Origin of the sequence: Sulfurimonas sp., from assembly GCF_028713515.1 — a bacterium.
Taxonomy (GTDB): domain Bacteria; phylum Campylobacterota; class Campylobacteria; order Campylobacterales; family Sulfurimonadaceae; genus Sulfurimonas.
On the sequence record NZ_JAQTOD010000001.1, the window covers coordinates 153291 to 172666 of the forward strand.

Here is a 19376-nt window from a genome sequence, read left to right on the forward strand (position 1 = left end):
AAAAATTAAGGTAGCCATTTTATGAGTGAAAACAATTCACAACAACCTCGCAAAACCACTAAGCCCGTCGCAAAAACAAGAACACATAACCCAGTAAAAGGTGTTGGTGTAGAAGATCTTCGTCTAAAGAGCATAGAAGATTTAACAGCTATGGCTGTTGAGTTAAATATTGAACAACCGTATGAACTCAAACGACAAGATTTGATTTTTGAGATACTTAAGGCTCAGACAGAGCAGGGTGGATTTATCCTTTTTAACGGTATTTTAGAGATTATGCAAGATGGCTACGGCTTTATGCGCTCAATCGATAAAAGTTTTGATGAGAGCATAAATGATGCTTATGTTTCAAATACTCAAATTAAACGCTTTGCACTTCGCAATGGAGATGTTGTAACAGGTCAAGTTCGCCCTCCAAAAGACCAAGAGAGATACTACGCACTTATAAAAATAGAAGCCGTTAACGGCTTGCCTCCAGAAGAGAGTAAAAAAAGACCTCTTTTTGAAAATCTAACCCCGTTATACCCACAAGAACAGATTAAACTAGAGTATAGAGAAAAGGGCTTAACGGGTCGTATGATGGACCTTTTTGCACCAATAGGCAAAGGGCAGCGCGGACTTATTGTGGCACCTCCAAGAAGCGGTAAAACAGAACTTTTAAAAGAGATTGCTCATGGTATAACGAACAATCATCCAGAGATAGATTTGATGGTTTTACTTGTTGATGAGAGACCTGAGGAAGTAACAGATATGGAGAGAAGTGTTAAGGGTGAAGTTTATAGCTCAACTTTTGATATGCCTGCGAAAAACCATGTTAAAGTTGCCGAGATGGTAATAGAAAAAGCAAAAAGACGCGTAGAGCTTGGGCGAAATGTTGTGATTCTTCTTGACTCTATCACTCGTCTGGCTCGTGCTTATAACACAGTTACTCCATCAAGCGGTAAAGTTTTGTCAGGTGGAGTTGATGCAAATGCTCTTCACAAGCCAAAACGCTTCTTTGGAGCTGCTAGAAATATCGAAAACGGCGGAAGCTTAACCATCATCGCAACTGCGCTTATTGATACTGGAAGCAAAATGGATGAAGTAATCTTTGAAGAGTTTAAAGGTACTGGAAACTCTGAGGTTATATTGGATAGAAAAATTGCAGAAAGACGCGTATTCCCAGCTATTGATATTCTTAAATCAGGAACTAGAAAAGATGAACTTCTTGTTGGTTCAGAGGTTCTTCAAAAAGTTTATATTCTTCGCCAAATGATTCATAAGCAGGATAATGAGACAGAAGCACTTAAATTCATCTACACAACGATGGGCAAGAAAGCTACAAATGAAGAATTTTTAGAAAGCATGAACACAAACCAATAGCTATGAGAGTAGGTGTTTTTGATAGCGGAATTGGCGGACTTAGTGTTGTAAAATCGCTTCTGTCTCACAAGCTTTTTAAAGAAATTGTCTATTTTGGAGATACAGCTAGAGTTCCTTATGGTATAAAAGATAAAAACACAATCATTCGTTATGCGATTGAGGCTGTTGAATTTTTCAAAAATTTTGAATTAGATCTCATTATAGTGGCTTGCAACACTGTCTCAGCTTATGCTCTTGCTGAGATGAGAGAAAACTCAACTTGTCCTGTTATTGGGGTTGTGGAGGCTGGTGTTTTAGCTACGGCTAATGCACTTAAGAATAAAAACTCAACCATTCTTATAATTGGAACAAAAGCAACAATTAACTCAAAAGCTTATGAGTTAGGGCTAAATGCTATTGGCTATAATAATCTTAGTGCCAAAGCTACTGGACTTTTTGTTCCACTTGTTGAGGATGAGATTTATGATGGCGAGATAATTCAAGCAACTTTTAAACACTATTTTCATGATATAAAATCCCCAGATGCTGTTATCTTAGGATGCACTCACTTCCCATTAATCTCAGATGCGCTCCAAAACTATTTTGGTAAAAATACAATTCTTATTCATTCGGGCGATGCGATAGTTGAACAACTTGAGAGAGAGTTTGTATTTACACAGAAGTACGAAAAACCAGAATTAAAGTTTTTCGCTTCAGAAAATCCAGAGGCACTTAGAAAGATTGCTAAGAAGTGGCTAGAGCTTTAAATCTTTAGTTGAACAGTTCTTTTTGTTGCTTCAAATAGCTCAGTTGCTTTTTGAACCATTGGCTCATCCAAAATATCCGCTCCATTTATCTCTTTTGCGAAATCATTTTGTTCACATGATGCAACACAGCTCGCACTCGTGCCAATCTCTGCATCTTCTATCATAGATGTTGACTGCTCAAACGGCATTGTGGGTTGGTTGGTTGGCTCTGTTTCTGGTTCCAAAGTAGGTTCTTCTTCTGTTTTTGTGCAAGCTTGGTGTTTTATGCTTGTACCAAATCCAAAAACTTCTCTTACTAATTGCTTTATGACAGAGTAGCCATGAGTCAGTGATTTTTTACACTCTTCATTAGTACAGCTTTCCCAAACTAGCGTGTCGTTTTCGTATGAGATAAATGAGATACTCTTTTTAAAACACTCGCCTAACTCAAAATTTCTATCTTCTATTTTTGCTATAAGCTCATTAAAGTTTTTTTCGCCAACACTCTCTTTTTTTGAAGTTTGGGTAACTTTTTTGGGTTCACTTATTTGTTTGGATTCTGTTTTATATGAACTAAATTCTGGAGATGAGTGTGACAGTGGTATGCTGTAAATCTCTTTTTGCAGAGACTCTATCATCTGGTCAATCTCTTTTATGCGAAGAGCTTCTATCATTTTGAAAAATATAAGTGAGAGAACAAAAGAGCCATCCGCATTTATGCTTAAAAGGTATTTTGAGTCGCTTAAAATTCTAAAAAATCTATCTAGCACAAGAGTAGAATATAGCGCATCTGAAGCGTACATTCTGTCTTTTAGGTAAGCAATGAGTTCATCTACAACCATATCTGGTTCATAATCTTGTAAAATTTTTGTTTGTTCAATAAGCTTTGTGTAATCTTTGGTAAAAACAGCATTGAATAGTTCTGATATAAATTTAGGGTCAACAAGTCCTAACATATCCGTAACAGTTGCTACATCTACAAAATTTTTAGAGTAGATTATCGCCTGATCTAGTAATGTCAGCGTATCTCGTAAACTTCCATTGCCACTTCTAGCTAGAATCTCTAGTGCATCTTTTTCGTATTTTATCTCTTCAATATTTAAAATATGTGCTAGATGATCAATTACCTTATTTTGTGCAATTGACTTAAATCTAAAGTGTTGCGTTCGACTAAGAATAGTTGCTGGGAGTTTAAGCGGGTCTGTTGTTGCTAGTATAAACTTAACATATTCTGGTGGCTCTTCAAGCGTTTTTAGGAGTGCATTAAAAGCTTGTGGAGTTAACATATGGACTTCATCTATTATAAATATCTTAAATCTAGCAGCTGCAGGACGATATTTTGTCTGCTCTATTAATACTCTGATGTCATCGATTCCTCGATTTGAAGCAGCATCCATCTCAATTACATCAATATGACGATTTTCAAGTGCCATGATACAGTTTTGACAAACTCCACAAGGTTTATGAGTGATGCCCTGCTCACAAACAAGCGCTTTTGCAAAGATGCGAGCAGTTGAGGTTTTTCCACTTCCACGAAGTCCTGAAAATAGATAAGCATGAGAGAGTCTGTTTGCATCTAGTGCTAAAGATAGGGTTTGAGAGATTGTCTCTTGGCCTATTAGCTCATCAAAATTAATAGGTCTATATTTTCTGGCTAATACTTCTGAGCTTCTTTTCAAACTAATTCTCCATTTTTTATGTGGCATGATTTTACCATTTTGAGTGTTAAATTTTACAAGAAGTTATTGATATGTTTCAAATTGTAAGCTTTTTGCTGTGGTTCTTTGGTTATATATTTGGATTTATCAAACTCTAATTGAGTAATGGATAAAATCGCCACACAAAAATAAAAACCCAGGAGAAACAATGGCTTCTTTCGAACAAGATTCACTAGATTATCACAAGGCTCGTAATGAGTTTGAAGGTAATGGAAAAATAGGAACGCTAATCACAAAACCGTGTGATACTGTTGCGGAACTTGCAATGGCATATAGCCCAGGTGTTGCTTACCCTTGTCTTGAAATAGAAAAAGATATCAGCACTGCTTACGATTACACAAATAAAGGCAATTTAGTTGCAGTTATTTCAGATGGTACTGCTGTTCTTGGATTAGGGGATATTGGACACTTAGCCGGTAAGCCAGTTATGGAGGGTAAATGTGTTCTTTTTAAAGCATTTGCTCATGTTGATGCTGTTGATATTGAAATCAACACAAAAGATACTGAAGCGATAATCGCAACAGTTGCTGCTATTGCGGACACTTTTGGCGGAATCAATCTTGAAGATATTGGAGCACCAAAGTGTTTTGAGATCGAAGAGAGACTAAAAGAGATTTGTAATGTTCCTGTTTTTCATGACGATCAACACGGAACAGCAGTTATTACGACTGCTGGACTTATCAATGTTTTAGAGATGAGCGGTAAAAAAGTTGATGAACTGAAAGTAGTTGTAATCGGTGCCGGAGCAAGTGGAATCGCTTGTGCAAATATGTACAAAGCATTAGGCGTAAAAAACATCACTATGCTTGACTCTAAAGGTGTTATCCACACTGGAAGAACAGACCTTAACAAACAAAAATTAGCTTATGCAATCGATACTGAAGATCGTACTCCAGAAGATGCAGCAAGAGGTGCTGATATGATTCTTGGTCTCTCAGGCCCAGAGCAAATCACACAAGATATGGTTCGTTCAATGGCAGCTAACCCAATCATCTTTGCTTGCGCAAACCCAACTCCAGAAATTATGCCAGACCTTGCTAAAGCAGTAAGAGATGACCTTATCATTGGAACTGGAAGAAGTGACTTTGCAAATCAAGTAAACAATGTTCTTGGTTTCCCTTTCATATTCCGTGGTGCATTAGATGTAAGAGCAACTAAAATCACTGAAAATATGAAAATGGCTGCTTCAAGAGCACTTGCTGCACTTGCAAAAGAGCCGGTACCTGAAAATGTTAAACTAGCTCACAAAAGAGATAATATGGTTTTTGGACCAGAGTATATCATTCCATCACCTTTTGATAAAAGACTTCTTGTGTTTGTATCATCAGCGGTAGCGCAAGCTGCTGTAGAAGACGGTGTTGCCGGAGTAAAAGATTTCAATCTTGAAGCTTATAAAGCAAAACTACAAAGAATGGCAGACAACTCAAAGTAATCTCCACTTTCCCTCAAGAGCCTAGCGCTCTTGAATATTCCTCTTTTTTTTTAAAGTCCAAATCCACTTTTATCGTTATGATTTTTTAATGCTATGTAAGCTTAAATTTTTATATTAGAATTTTTGGTTACTAATTAGGGAGTGTGTTGGGCGTTTTATGGAAATAAACCCATACCCACTGCTTTGATGACAGGATGTACAAGCATCCGAGAGTTTATCAAATGATTTTACAAACTCCTTGTAATTCTTGTTTTTAATTGCCTGCTCTATCTGGCTTGTCGGCTGTAGTGTGTTTGAGTCAATCATTTTTGCAATCGGCTTGTCTTTAAAATTTGGATGATACTTGACTGTGTCATCCAAAGCTTCTTTAATTTCATCAAGTTCATAAGCTGCGAGTTCCCAGTTTTTCATTTTTCCTGCAAACCAGAGTTTGGCATGTCGTATTTGAATAGTTCCCATTATGTCTCCTAAGCCCGGCACATAATTTGTGTTTTTAGCTATAGGATAGGGAGTAGGTAAATCGTTTGCTCCATGGAGAATGAGTGTTATTAAAGTGATAGCAATAAATGGTTTCATAAGAGTTCCTTTGGGATTTGGCAATAAAATAAGAAACTGTATCTTAAGACCGTTAACGGAGTATAAGTGCGTTAAATGGTACAATTGAAGAAACATTTTGTGATAGGTGAGTTATAAATGGGACGAATTTTACTTCTTGAAGATGATGAGATGCTGTCTCAGACCATCCTTGGTATATTGAGGGCGGAAGGTCATGAAGTTTATAGAGCAATTAATGGTCGTGAAGCGTATGAGCTGACATTTTCAACTCATTATGATCTATATCTGTTTGATGTCAATATCCCGATATTTAACGGCTTTGAAGTGTTACGCGAACTGAGAAATGCTGGAGATACTACACCTGCATTTTTTATTACAGCACTCAATGATATTGATTCAATAGCACGGGGTTTTAAGGCAGGGGCAAATGATTACATCAAAAAACCTTTTGATTTGGATGAGTTTTTGATTCGTGTGCGAGCTGTATTGAAGCGTAAAGAGAAAGTTGTTGTTTATAGGGATATAGTGTTTGAATCGGCTACTAAACAAGTCCTTATCAATGGTTTAGAGTGTGATCTCTCGCCGGTTGAGAGGATGATTTTTTCACTCTTGATACATCAATTGGGTCGTACGGTTTCCAAAGATTCATTTTATGAAATTATGGAAAAATCCTCTGATGCAGCATTGCGTGTCCATGTGAATCGTTTGAAGCAAAAACTAGGGATTTCGATTACGAATATTAGAAGTGTGGGGTATCGCCTTGAATCGTCGTGAAAGAGAGTCATTTTTAAAATCGTTTACTATATTTTTTGTAGCATTGTTTAGTATGGGGAGTGTAGCACTTTGGCTTTATCATGAGGAGCAACAGCGATTTTACCATCTTCAGCTTCTAACCGAGATGGATGCATTTAGCTATGCGTTGCAGAGTAAGGAATTTTCTCACAAGATTTTAAAGATAGATAAACAGCAGCCGATGCATGAACTCATTGTTACTGATAATGAGGTGTATGCTCTTTTTCCATGGGTTAAAAATCCCGATTATGAGATGGTAAAAATCTCTTATTCGTATGAGAAATATCTAAAATACATGGATGCCGAGTCGCATAAGATGTGGATGTTGTTTGCCATACTAGGATTAATAACAGCGCTGTTGTCGGTATTTTTTGCCCGTTATACTCTTTTGCCGATGCGCCGCTCTCTGATATTGATGGAAGATTTTCTAAGAGATATTATTCATGATCTCAATACCCCAGTCTCCTCAATTCTGCTCAATGCACAGCTTCTGAAACGAAAGTACCCAGATGAAGAGATTAATCGTATTTACATCAGTACTCAAACAATTACCGGTTTATATAAAAATCTTGAAGTGCTATATCGGGAACTTCCTATTGAGCAGGAGCATGTTAGTTTGGACACTTTTTTGTATGAACGCATGAGATATTTTCAGACACTTTTCCCTTTGCTGACTTTTAAGATAGAAGGTAACAAAAAAGTTGTTATTACAATTAATCGTGATATTTTAATGCGAATTGTTGATAATCTCCTCTCTAATGCCTGCAGATACAATGTTTCAAGCGGAAAAGTGACAATTCGTTATAGTGAGAATTCTTTATATATTGTTGATACTGGAGTTGGTATTAAGCACATAGATAGAGTGTTTGAGCGTTTTTATAAAGAGAGTGAACGAGGATTGGGAATGGGACTCTATATTGTTAAAACACTCGCTGATAAGGTGGGAGCAGAGGTGGAAATTTTCAATAATACAGAAGCGGGTGTAACGGTAGAACTTCTTTTTTCACGCTAATACTACATTAATACTCTTTAGGTAAAGTTCCCAAAAATCTTACAAAAAGAGTGCGATGTGTTAAGTTTTGCCTTCAAAAACAAACATTTTATTATTGTATTGTCGCTGTTGATTGCAGTTGTTACTGCTGTTATTATTGGACGGATACCTGTTGATATCTTGCCGAGCTACAAAACACCTGCTGTACAGCTACTTACTCTCTATCCGGGGATGCCAGCTGAGGTGATGGAAAAAGATATTACAATGCGACTAGAGCGATGGACAAGTCAAGCTAATGGTATTGCTAAACAAGAGAGCAAAACAATGGGCGGTGTTAGTATTGTTCGAACCCACTTTACTGAAGATACAGATCCTAGTGCCGCACTTGCGCAAATTTCGGCTTTAGCTATGTCGGATTTGTATTTTTTGCCACCCGGAACACTTCCTTCTATGATTATGCCTTATGATCCAACTGCTTCTACTCCTTTGGCATTTTTAGCGGTGAGCAGTGATAAGCTAAGTGAAAAAGAGCTATACGACACTGCTTATTTTGATCTGCGTGCACAGCTTGGTTCCGTTAAGGGAATTATTGCCCCAGCAGTTTATGGCGGACAGTTGCGTCGTATCTTTTTGTATGTTCTTCCTGATAAACTTCGCGCCTACAACCTCTCACAAACTGATGTTCTTGAAGCACTTCAGAAAAATAATGTCATGATTCCCACTGGAGATATTAATATCGGTGGGATGAACTACAGCGTTAATGCAAATGGAATTCTTCCAAAAGTTGAGGATTTTAACAATATTGTTATTAAGATGGGTTCAAACAACTCTCCAATTTTTCTTAAAGATATCGGTTACGCTAAAGATAGTGGAGCCATTCAGACCAACATCGTACATATAGATGGAAAACGACAAGTTTATCTCCCTATTTTTAAACGCCCTGGAGCCAATACGATAGCAGCAGTTGAAGCAGTCAAAGCAAAACTTCCTGAAATGAAAGAGAAGCTCGACCACTCCATAAAAATGGAAGTGTTGATGGATCAGTCAAGCTATGTTCGACACTCAATTGATGGATTGGTGAAAGAGGGATTGATTGGATTGGCTTTAGTTTCTGTGGCGCTGCTTCTATTTCTTGGAAATTTTCGCTCAACTTTTATTGTGGCACTTAGTATCCCACTCTCAATTATGGTTGCTTTGATTGGATTGTATTTTACAGGCAACACTATCAATGCTATGACGCTAGGCGGAATTGCTTTGGCAATTGGATTGCTTGTTGATGATAGTATTGTTGTTTTAGAGAACTTTGACAAACATTTGCGACTTGGTAAAAATTCTGCTCAAGCGGCATTTGACGCTGCCAAAGAGGTATCTTTGCCGGTACTGGTTACTACTTTGAGCATTATCATCGTTTTTTTTCCAATTGTATTTTTGACAGGTATATCAAAGTTTCTCTTTACTCCTTTGGCTATTGCCGTCTCGCTCGCAATGATTGGTTCAAGATTTTTCTCTATGACACTTATTCCTATTATGGCGGCGGCACTCTTTAGCGATCACAATGGACAAGAGAGACCTAGAGGATTTTTAGGAAAATTTGATAGAGCCATTTATTCGTTAACTCACCGCTATGTTCATGGTGTAGAGAGGGCATTGAGGCATCATTGGATTATTTTAAGCGGAGCCATACTTCTGTTTTTAATCTCTGTGATGGGTATCCAAAATATAGGCAAAGAGCTGTTTCCACATATGGATGTGGGGCAAATCTCCATAGATGTACGAATGGAGACGGGGACACGAATTGAGAAAACGGAACAGACTATCACAAAGATTGAGCAATTTCTCAAAAAAGAGATAGGGGAAGATAGTAAGGTTGTCATAACAAATATCGGTGTCTTAAATGATTGGCCAGCAGCTTATACTACTAATTCCGGAACACAAGATTCTACTATCTCAATCCAATTGAATGAGAACCGTACAACCAAAACCGCCGATTATGTCAAAAGTTTGCGCATAAAACTAAAAGAGGCGTTTCCTGGTGTGCAGTTCATCTTTAATACAGGAGGACTTATCACTAATGCTCTGAATTATGGGTTGCCATCACCAATTGATATTAAGATTTCAGGTAAAGACCTCTATAAAGCTCATGAGTTTGCAGTAAAGGTACGAAATATCGTTCAAAATGTAGAAGGAACACAAGATGTCCGAATTCATCAGCGATATGATCATCCAGAGATAAAAGTTGATATAGATAGAACCAAATCGGCTATGCTTGGAGTAGATGCAGAGAGCGTTGTTAAAAATACCGTCTCGGCTTTAAACTCATCAGTAAATTTTAAACCATCTTTTTGGATTGACCAAAAAAACGGAAACCACTATTTTGTTGGTGTTACATATCCAGAGATGGAGTTAAATGACCCTATAGCGGTTGAAAATATTGCTGTTGCAAGCGGAAAAAACAGTGCTATACAGTTAAAAAATATTGCTAAAACATCGATTACATCGGCACCAAACGATATTAGTCATCTCAATATCCAAAGAGTAACAGATGTGTATGCTAATGTGGAGAAGAGAGATATTGCCTCTGTAACGGCAGAGATTGAAGAGAAACTAAAAGTGCTTCGTAAAGATCTGCCTGAAGGATACAAGATTGAGTTTAAAGGCGAAATCCAGAGTATGCAAGAGAGTTTTAGAGATCTAGGGCTTGGTTTGGTGTTGGCAACTATTATGGTTTATTTAGTAATTGTGCCACTGCTAAGATCATTTAAATTGCCTCTAATTATCATCTCTGTTATTCCTTTGGGGTTAATCGGTGTTGTTGCGATGTTATATTTCACTTCCACTTATCTTAATATCCAGTCTATGATGGGAATCATTATGATGGTGGGAATTAATGTCGCATATAGCAATCTGCTAGTTGATAAAATAAACAATCTTTATAAAGATGGCAAACCGCTCAAAGATGCAATTTTGGAGGGAGTAGCCAACCGTTTCCGTCCTATCACAATGACAGCAATCGTTGCTATTTTAGCACTGTTGCCGATGGCGATAGGATACGAAACGGGGGCAGAAGCAAATATCCCGCTTGCTCGTGCTATTATCGGAGGAGTCGGTGCAGCTACCGTACTTTCACTCTTTGTTGTTCCAATTTTATTTTATCTTTTTCATAAAAAATCGCATACCCAAGGAAATTAATATGACAGCGTTTAAATATTTTCTGATTCCATCTCTTGCACTTCTCATTTTTGGCGGATGCAAAAGTGAGGAGAGACAAAAAAGTATACAAAGCACCCAAGAAAAAATGGCGACAGTTTTAGTAGCTCATCCACAAAATCACCAATTTAATACTCTTCTTGCCATTTCTGGCGTCACAAAACCAAATCAGCAGGTTAAGATATTTGCTATGAGTAACGGTTATCTCAAAGAGATTCGTGCCGATATAGGGGACGCAGTATCAAACGGTCAAATTGTAGCTCTGCTTGATAATCCTGAACTTTTAAGCCAAAAATCTAAACTCCAAGCTGAACTAAAGGGGAAACAGGCACTTTACGAGAGACTTAAAAGTATTTATGCAAAAACACCACAGCTCACTACTGTAATTGATGTAGAAAATGCCGAGGTGGAGTACGAGAGCCTAAAGGCACAGCTTAAAAGTGTCGAAGTACAACTTGGTTATCTGACGGTACGAGCCCCATTTTCTGGAGTTATAACTAACCGTTTTGTAGATAAAGGTGCAATTTTGCAAAGCGGTCTAAGCAGTGCAAGTGCCACACCGATATTTGAGATTCAAGATGTCAACCCGGTTCGCTTAAGTGTAGAGGTTCCAGAAACAGATGTTGCTTTGCTTACAAAAGGTAGCAGAGCTACAGTTGAGTTTCCTGAACTTCCGGATCAAAAACTAAAAGCTCTGGTTTTGCGAACAGGTTTTAGTCTCAACCCTGCCACAAGAACCATGGAGATACAGTTTGACATTCCTAATCCAAATCGTAAAATTCGTCCAGGAATGTACGCAAAAGCAAGCTTTGAACGAGGTGGGTTTAAAGATACCCTCTCACTTGTAAACGAAGCAATCGGGAATTTAAAAGGAGAGTCCTATGTTTTTGTTGTAACCAAAGGCATTGTACATAAGATCCCGGTAAAAACAGGGGTTCATGATGAGAAATATACTGAAATTTTAAATGGAGCAGTGAGTGTTGGTGATGAGATTGTTGTTCAGGGAAAAGAGTTGTGTTCAGATGGCACGAGTGTTAAAACAAAACTGATTCAAGATAAGTAGATAGTCATATGAAAAAGATAAAAAATAGCATCATAGTAACACTTTTGGCGGGAGTTCTTCAAGCGCAAGAGGCAATGCCAATTAATTTGCAAAATGTTTTAGAACTAGCAGGTGCAAATAATTTAACTATTAAAGAGTTTCAGCAAAAACAGGAGGCAGCTAATGCTAATTTTACTCGTGCTGGGGAGTGGTGGTACCCCAAACTCTATACAGGGGTAAAAACTCAGCAGGTTTGGGGTGCAAGTATGGGCGCAAATGGAGCTTTTTTTACTGATGTTTCCAATGAAAATCTTTGGGGAGGCGTTGGAGCCAATGTTGCGTTAAACTTCGCCGATGCAAAGTATAAAACAAAAGCGGCACAACTTAGGGCAAAAGCAAGCTCTTATGACACACAAGCACAGAGAAACAAAACTTTACTTAAGTGCATAAATGCCTACTATGATATGCTGGGTGAACAGCTTAAGATGCAGGCTTATGCTGATTTAGTTGCTCAATCTAAAGAAATTATGCAACAAATTGATATTCAAGTACAGGTTGGCTTGCGATATCAATCTGAACTGCTACTTGCCAAAAGTAATCACACTTACTTTAAACTAGAGGTACTAAATAGCCAAAATGCTTACAAGCTAAAATCAAACGAACTAGCTAAACTTCTTGATTTGGATTTAGATATAGTTTTAATGAGTAGCGAGAAATTTTCTATACCGCTTGAGTTTGAGGCAATAACACCTTTTGGCGAAGAGTCTGCTTATGAAAATAGATTTGAGATTAAAGCCATTGAGTCTACTATCAGTGCTACTAAAGAGCAGAAAAAAAATATAACCAATGGGCTTTGGTTGCCAGAACTCTCAGTTGATATGTACACATCATATTTTGGAGGTTTGAGTGGTGATATTGTCAACGCAAGCCCAAATCATGGTGCAAAACAGCTATATCCTACGACTGGATTAAGTGCTTCATTGATGTGGAAAATTCCTTTAGAGAGATTGGTTTCCAGCGGAGAGGTTCAGTTATGTGATGTTGAGATTAAGTCGCAGATGCTCAAATCCAAACAGCTAAAACGAGAGATTAAGCAAGAGATTGATGATGCAAAACAGCAGCTTTTAGTCGGTAGAGAGCAGATTATTCTTGCCAAAGAGGCACTTGAATTGACGGCAGAAGCACTGAATCAGAGTATAGAACGCCAGAAGCTCGGCACTGTTAAACCTTTTGAAGTTTTTCAGGTACAGCAAATTTATATGCAAGCCAAAATTGATTATTTTAAAACTATCAATAATTACAACAAAGCACAGTTTGCTCTAAGAGTTGCAAAAGGGGAGACGCTATAAAAGTTATCATTTAATAGCGATTTTTTAGATATTTAAAGCAAATCATTTCTCATAGATTTCATCATAAGAAAAATATGAGTCGTGCAATCCTCTCTCAATCATCTCCTTCGCAGATGAATATACTTTTTTATACAGCTCATGTTGATTGTCATGATTCTTTTTCATTTTAGCGTATCCATAGTATGTAACAGCAAGTATAAGAGCATAAAGAGAGTAAACCAAAAAAGTGTGAGTTGTGTATAGTTCCGTAAAAAGCGCTATAAGATTGTGAGCAGTGAAGAGAACCATTACTCCAAGACTTCCGATCCAGATGGAGTAGGCACTGTTTTTTGAGTCAACTTCAAAATTTTCAAGATTTCTTAGTATCTGTACTTTTTCATTTATATCTTTTTTAAACTCTTTTGTCTCGCTGCTGTCTTCGTTTTTGATGATTAGTTTTTTTACTTGAACGCTTGATAGCTCACTGTGTCTGTTGATCTCTTTGTACTCTTGAATAAACGATGGATCTTCTTTTAGTAGAGCCATAATCATATCAATGCTGATATTTTTAGTTGAGAGTCTCTCTCTCATCTCAAAAAGTAGAGTGTTGTAGAGTCCATCATATAAAATCTGTTCTGATGTTTTTTTAATATTTACCATTTTAAACTCCTACTAATAAATCTCATATAATTTGAACTCGTCCAAATTATATTCAGTCACTAAAGCTTCGCCTTTGGCGAGAGGAGTCATTTTGACTCCTTTATGTGATTTCAGAAGCAGTTTTAAGCTTCTGGAATCAAATCTTTTGTTTGTAGTTTTGATTTGCTAAATATGCCAAGAAGACCTTGCAGTCCGATGCTCATCAAAACATTTACTAGAAATACAACCCAAGCAGATAGCAGAAGAAGCCCACAAATGCCCGCCAATATCATATAAGTTTGAAACTCTCCATTCATATAGAGTGTTCGTCTAAGAGCGCCGTCCATTGCAGCCATTCCCATAAATGCACCCATTCCGATTCCACCGATTAGATGTGCCCAGAAGTGGTAATTTGCTAGTTTTTGACTATAAAGTTTTACCTCGTTTGTAAGTGTTGGCCATAGTATATAGATGGCACTATATAGCGTCATAGTAAGTCCAACCAAAATCGCCACATGAAAGTGAGGACCTGCTACCCATTGAGTGTTGTGTAATATTCTGTTAAGTCCCATATCTGCTTGAATAATTCCAGCAGGAACAGCCAGCATAAAGCCTAAAATACCAGCTAAGAGGAACTTTAACTCGTTTGTCATCTTAAGAGGTCTAGCGCTCCAAAGAGTAACTAAAGTGATAAAAATTGCAATCCCTTGAGTTACAAGTTCAAATGCAGTTACCATTTCTCCACTTACAAGTTTCATCATGTTGTATTGACCTTGATCAGCCAATAGGTGATGTGACCAAACAGCCCATGAAACAATCAGCTCAAGCAAAAGCGCAGCTCTTGCGATATTTTGCATAAAAAGCTTTTTGCCAGTGATGAGCATTGCTAAAAGATACCAAGAACCTGCTATATAAATAAGCACTAAACCATCAGCAATAAGGTCAAGTCCCCACCAGAAAAAGTTTTTGTATAAAAGAGCATTTACTGCTGAATAGCTCATAGAAACACCAGATAAATCACCAACGATGTAAACTAAAATCAAAATTCCACAAGTCAAAATAACAAGCGCATCTAAGAAAGTATCAATCGTTCCTCGAAAGATAGCAACAACAGGAAGTGCAACTGCCGGCTCTTTTGCGTATGGCTCTCTGCCTGTTAATTTGTAAAGAATGTTTAGCATACCGTCAATACCGAGTGCCGAAATAAGCAGAGGTTTAATTGCTCTTTTTTCATGTCCATCTTCAGTATAAAAAACTGTTGCAAATATGTTGTAGATAAAACCTAAAGTTCCAAGCATAATAAGTGCAATACCACTTATAAAAACAAGTCCGCCAACTGCATCAAACTGTTTAAAGTCCACAGGCAATGGCCAATAAAGCGTATATAGCGGAGCATAGTGAAACAAGAATCCACCAAGCCAAGATGAAAGTGTACCAACAGCAATTAGTATCCAAGTAGCATTTGCAAGCTTGATGCTATAGAGTGGTTTTTTCATTAAATAAGGCACAAGAAACGTAAATGCTCCAAAAACAATCAAATATGTTGAGCCAAATATTCCAACAATCGGATGAACCGTTAGTACGGAAAAATAATGCGCATCGTCTAGCATAGGAAGAGGTGAGATTGCATGAGCTCTCATCATCATCCCCTCCAGTGCAGATAAACCGTAGTATAAAACTCCAATAATTACAGCTCTAAGAGTTACTTTTTGGGTCGGTGTTAAGCCATCAGTTTTGAGTCCGCCTTCGTGTCCATGTATTAAAGTTTTTAAAAAGCTCATTTAACTTCCCCTTTTTGTGAATGTTTGTCATCTTCGCTGCATCCTGATACTTCAAAAACATCTTTGACAAACATATGTGCACCTTTTGGTCCGGAGTATTCAGTAGATCTTAGGTCATAAACGCCGTTTTTACCAAATTTCCACATAAGGTCGTTTTTGCTTCCTGGAACAACTTGCATCTGTGTTACCATTGAGCTGTTTTGTCTAAAGATACCAAAGCCGTAGGTTAGGTCGTTTGAGACAACATTAAAAAGTACAAATTCATTACATTTTATATCTATTTTTGGGCTAGGTAATATAAATTTATGATCCTCGATTGTTACATTAACAACTTGCGCGGGAGTGATTGAGCTTCTTTTAAAGTCAATCTCAACCCATGGAATTTTGTTAAATGTTAAGATGTGAATAGCCACACCGACGGTAATTAATGCTCCTACATAACCATAAAATATGGATGATTTTACTATGTTGGGTTTTCCTTCTGGATTTACAACTCCAAGTGAAAACCAACCAATAAGCGAAATAACGGCTAAAGTATATAGGGTATAAACAAGCTTTAGCATGTTTAACACATCAACTGAATCTGTCATTTTTTCTCCTTTTGTATTTAAAGTTTTCTTAATTAAAAAATTAACAGCAAAACTTTATCAAAAAATATTATTTTTAGTACCAACTAGTTGTATATAATTTAATCATTAATTTGAATATAAAATGCAGATAATAATATTTTTTTAAGAAAATAGATAAATTTATATAAAACTGAGTTATTTTATTTTGAATTTATCCAGATAAGCAGGGCTATATTTATGATTGTCATGGTTATGAAAGAGAGTTTGTAGAAGAAAACTTCATGCTGTTTGATAAGAGAGATATTTTTTGAAAAATAGGGTACCACTTTTTGAGGATTTTTTAATTCATAAGCCATCTCAGAGTAGTGTGCATATCTCTGCTCTTTGTCAAGTGCGATTGAGCGCAAGATGATGCTATCTAACCAGTGCGGTATGTTTTGATTGTAGAAACTTGGCTTTTTTGCCTCTTTAAATGAAGGTGTTTGAAAGGGCTCTATCTCTCCATAAGGATACTTTTTAGTAAGAGCATAGTAGAGTGTAATGCCGATAGAGAAAATCTCGCTTGATTCACTTATTGCCTCATTTAAAAATCTCTCAGGAGATAAAAAACTGGGTGTTCCTGCTTTAGAGTTTGTAGAAAAAATCTCAGTTGTTAAACCAAAATCCACTATCTTAAATTCCACATTTTGCCCATTTGCTACAAGCATGATGTTGTGAGGTTTTATATCGCCGTGAACAAGATCGTATTTTAAAAGGTAAGTGGACATTTTCAGTAATACATCACAAAGTTTTAGCGCATCATCTATTCTAAGAGGTTGCTCATGTAGTATTTCGTGAAGATTTTGCCCCTCAATCTTTTGCATGACATAGTATCTATGAGTTCTCTTTTTTGGAATAACTGTTTTTGGGAAAAATGGAGCTTTTAATCTTTTTGCATTCCAAGCCTCTTTTATGAAGAGATCTAGTATTTTCTCATCTTCAAGTGCAACTTCAGGCGCAAATTTTAGTATATATTTTTTTGTTTTTTTGTAAGCTTCCCAAGTGTTCTCATTTAGTGAGACCTCAAGCGTGTATCCATCTATGATATTTTTAGCTTGAAGATTTTGTGCGATACTAACTTTTTGCATCTTTAGAGTGTTAAATTCACTCTTTTTTACTATCTCAATAACAAGGGCTGTCGTGTCATCTGCTAAATTGTCGCTTGTTAAATAACTTGCCTCTTTTACTAAATAGTGAGCTCCAAGATGCAAGTTTTTCTGTATGTACTCATACGAGAGAGTATTGTAGAGTCCATCACTGCAAAGAAGTATCTTATCGTTTTGCTCTAAGATATTTTCAAAGTAAAATGGCTCAATACTATCTTGTGCACCAATGGCTTGAGTTAGAATGTGGCTTTTTTCTTGCTCTATGTGGTCATAAGATAACTGCTTTAAAACACCGCCTCTGTGAAGATAAACTCTGCTGTCGCCAACATTTGCACCATAAAGTCTATCTCCCTCTATTACAACCAATGCAAGAGTGGTTAGCAGTTCGCTTCTCTCATAATTTTCAATACTCTCTTGATATAAAATTGTATTTATTGAAGCTATGAAAGTTCGTACAGATTTTTCTATACTCCAAGTTTTAGGGCGTATTTTAAAGTTATTGGATAAGTAGCTCGATACTCTTTGTGCTGCTCTGCCACCAGCTTCAGCGCTTCCAACGCCATCGCAGATGATGGCGATAGTTGTTTGTGCATTTGAGTTAATGGCGTAAAAATCATCACTAGTTAAATCTCTGCCTTTAGCAAGACCAAATGCAGAGTGTTTAATCTCTTGCATTAGATTCTACCACCTGCATTTACGCCCCATGTTGTTCTCCATCTTGTTTTTACTAAACTAATACCAAGAATTGCTATAAAAACTATGATTGCAAATATCATAAAACCCTCTTTGTATCCGCCAAAAATCTCTTTGCTCCATCCAAAAGCATTTATAAGAAAAGTTCCTCCAAACCCGCCAGCAGCACCAACTAGCCCAGTCATAATACCTATGTCTTTACCGAATCTTTGAGGTACAAGCTGAAAAACAGCACCGTTTGCCATTCCAAGATTTGCCATAATAAGAAACAAAATCAAGATCGCAAATCCAAAAGGTAAAACCAAAAAAGCATTTAAGAGTGCAAAAGCAAGAACTAAACCAAAAAATATATATAGTGATTTTACTCCACCAAACTTGTCTGCAATTGCACCACCAACTGGGCGAAGCACTGCCCCTGCAAAGATACATAAAGCTCCAAAATAACCAGCAGTTACTTTGACATTTTCCTCATTTAACATATCTAATCCAAAAGCGCTCATATCGGCTTGATAAGTGTTCATCAGATAGACTTTCATATATCCGGCAAATCCCACAAAACCGCCAAAACTTACTGCATAAAATAGGTTGAACCACCATGTGTCTCTATCTTTAAGGAGTTTACCATAATCACGCAATTTTTTTGGACGCGGTGTATAAACTTCTGCCGGAGCGTCTTTTGCTATAAAAAGATATGTTACAAAGATAATACTAGATAAAACAGCGCCCACTAAAAATACGCTTTCCCATCCCCAAATTTGAGCAATTTTAGGTGCAAACAAAAAGTCTATAACAACTCCGATGTTTCCAGCTCCAGCGATTCCTAAAACAACTCCTTGAAGTTTTGGGGGATACCACTGTCCAGCCTGAGGAAGAGCCACCGCAAAAGATGCACCTGCAAAACCAAGACCAAGAGCAACCGCTAAAAGCTCCTCATAAGTAATGTTACTACCTTTAAAATAAGCGTAAAATAGAACCAAGATAACTATAAGCTGAGAAGATAAAGCAGTTTTTTTAGCACCAAATTTATCAACTCCAAAACCTAAAACTATACGAAGAATAGCCCCTGCTAATACAGGAATAGAAAGCAGTGTGGCTTTTTGCGTCTCACTGATTAAAAATCCGCCAACCGCCAAAGATTCCGCTATCTCACTAGATAATGGTCCAAGCATTGTCCAGACCATAAAACTAAAATCAAAATATAAAAATGCTGCTAAAAGTGTGGGCCAATGCCCTTGTCCTCTTAATGCGCTAAACCCTGCCATAGTAACCTCCTGTTTTTTGATGAGAAAATTATAGTGACAAAATAGTGCCAATATTTAAAATTATTGATTAAAAATTAATCAGATGAATTGCATAAATATTAATCAGTAATCTTTATATATTTAAAATGATTTATCCTA

Annotated in this window: 15 protein-coding genes; 8 read left to right on the forward strand and 7 right to left on the reverse strand. The window is 37.1% G+C overall.

Annotation, left to right across the window (positions count from 1 at the left end):
* The first annotated feature begins 21 nt into the window (after positions 1-21).
* Both rho and murI read left to right on the forward strand, forming a co-directional pair.
* The gene (gene rho / locus PHV22_RS00875; protein WP_295021537.1) at positions 22-1359 is read left to right on the forward strand and encodes a transcription termination factor Rho; all 1338 of its coding nucleotides are present in this window, start codon (positions 22-24) and stop codon (positions 1357-1359) included.
* Between the two features lie 2 nt (positions 1360-1361).
* Positions 1362-2105 (forward strand): glutamate racemase, encoded by a 744-nt coding sequence (gene murI / locus PHV22_RS00880; RefSeq protein ID WP_295021535.1) that lies wholly within the window; start codon positions 1362-1364, stop codon positions 2103-2105.
* Here the strand turns inward: murI and PHV22_RS00885 are convergent.
* Positions 2102-3763, reverse strand: coding sequence for a DNA polymerase III subunit gamma/tau (locus tag PHV22_RS00885; RefSeq protein ID WP_295021534.1), 1662 nt, complete (start codon positions 3761-3763; stop codon positions 2102-2104). The two genes, murI and PHV22_RS00885, sit on opposite strands and share 4 nt — an antisense overlap.
* A 187-nt stretch (positions 3764-3950) precedes the next feature.
* On the opposite strand from PHV22_RS00885, the gene PHV22_RS00890 reads away from it, so the two are divergent.
* The gene (locus PHV22_RS00890) at positions 3951-5234 is read left to right on the forward strand and encodes a malic enzyme-like NAD(P)-binding protein (protein ID WP_295021533.1); all 1284 of its coding nucleotides are present in this window, start codon (positions 3951-3953) and stop codon (positions 5232-5234) included.
* 114 nt (positions 5235-5348) lie between these two features.
* On the opposite strand, the gene PHV22_RS00895 is transcribed toward PHV22_RS00890, so the two are convergent.
* Positions 5349-5810, reverse strand: coding sequence for a hypothetical protein (locus PHV22_RS00895; RefSeq protein WP_295021531.1), 462 nt, complete (start codon positions 5808-5810; stop codon positions 5349-5351).
* 117 nt (positions 5811-5927) lie between these two features.
* Here PHV22_RS00895 and PHV22_RS00900 point away from each other — a divergent pair, with 117 nt between their 5' ends.
* The 5 genes from PHV22_RS00900 to PHV22_RS00920 are packed head-to-tail and all read left to right on the forward strand — an operon-like array spanning position 5928 to position 13170.
* The gene (locus PHV22_RS00900; protein WP_295021530.1) at positions 5928-6563 is read left to right on the forward strand and encodes a response regulator transcription factor; all 636 of its coding nucleotides are present in this window, start codon (positions 5928-5930) and stop codon (positions 6561-6563) included.
* Positions 6550-7593, forward strand: a complete 1044-nt coding sequence (locus tag PHV22_RS00905; RefSeq protein ID WP_295021529.1) for a HAMP domain-containing sensor histidine kinase — start codon at positions 6550-6552, stop codon at positions 7591-7593. The genes PHV22_RS00900 and PHV22_RS00905 overlap by 14 nt, the downstream gene beginning before the upstream one ends.
* A gap of 57 nt (positions 7594-7650) precedes the next feature.
* The gene (locus PHV22_RS00910) at positions 7651-10761 is read left to right on the forward strand and encodes an efflux RND transporter permease subunit (RefSeq protein WP_295021528.1); all 3111 of its coding nucleotides are present in this window, start codon (positions 7651-7653) and stop codon (positions 10759-10761) included.
* Between the two features lies 1 nt (position 10762).
* Entirely contained in the window at positions 10763-11842 is a 1080-nt protein-coding gene (locus tag PHV22_RS00915) for an efflux RND transporter periplasmic adaptor subunit (RefSeq protein WP_295021526.1), read from the forward strand.
* An 8-nt stretch (positions 11843-11850) separates the two neighbouring features.
* Positions 11851-13170: a TolC family protein gene (locus PHV22_RS00920; RefSeq protein ID WP_299945160.1), complete on the forward strand. Its 1320-nt coding sequence runs from the start codon at positions 11851-11853 to the stop codon at positions 13168-13170.
* Positions 13171-13212: 42 nt separating this feature from the next.
* Here PHV22_RS00920 and PHV22_RS00925 read toward each other — a convergent pair whose 3' ends face one another.
* The 5 genes from PHV22_RS00925 to PHV22_RS00945 form a co-directional block, all read right to left on the reverse strand.
* Positions 13213-13809 (reverse strand): hypothetical protein, encoded by a 597-nt coding sequence (locus PHV22_RS00925; protein WP_295021523.1) that lies wholly within the window; start codon positions 13807-13809, stop codon positions 13213-13215.
* 122 nt (positions 13810-13931) lie between these two features.
* Positions 13932-15569, reverse strand: a complete 1638-nt coding sequence (locus tag PHV22_RS00930) for a cbb3-type cytochrome c oxidase subunit I (RefSeq protein WP_295021522.1) — start codon at positions 15567-15569, stop codon at positions 13932-13934.
* Positions 15566-16159: a cytochrome C oxidase subunit II gene (locus PHV22_RS00935; RefSeq protein WP_299945164.1), complete on the reverse strand. Its 594-nt coding sequence runs from the start codon at positions 16157-16159 to the stop codon at positions 15566-15568. Before PHV22_RS00935 ends, PHV22_RS00930 begins: the two co-directional genes overlap by 4 nt.
* Before the next feature lie 179 nt (positions 16160-16338).
* Positions 16339-17958: a bifunctional protein-serine/threonine kinase/phosphatase gene (locus PHV22_RS00940; protein WP_295021518.1), complete on the reverse strand. Its 1620-nt coding sequence runs from the start codon at positions 17956-17958 to the stop codon at positions 16339-16341.
* A complete protein-coding gene (locus PHV22_RS00945; RefSeq protein WP_295021517.1) occupies positions 17958-19238 on the reverse strand; it encodes a nitrate/nitrite transporter in 1281 nt (426 codons plus the stop codon). The genes PHV22_RS00940 and PHV22_RS00945 overlap by 1 nt, the downstream gene beginning before the upstream one ends.
* Positions 19239-19376: the final 138 nt, after the last annotated feature.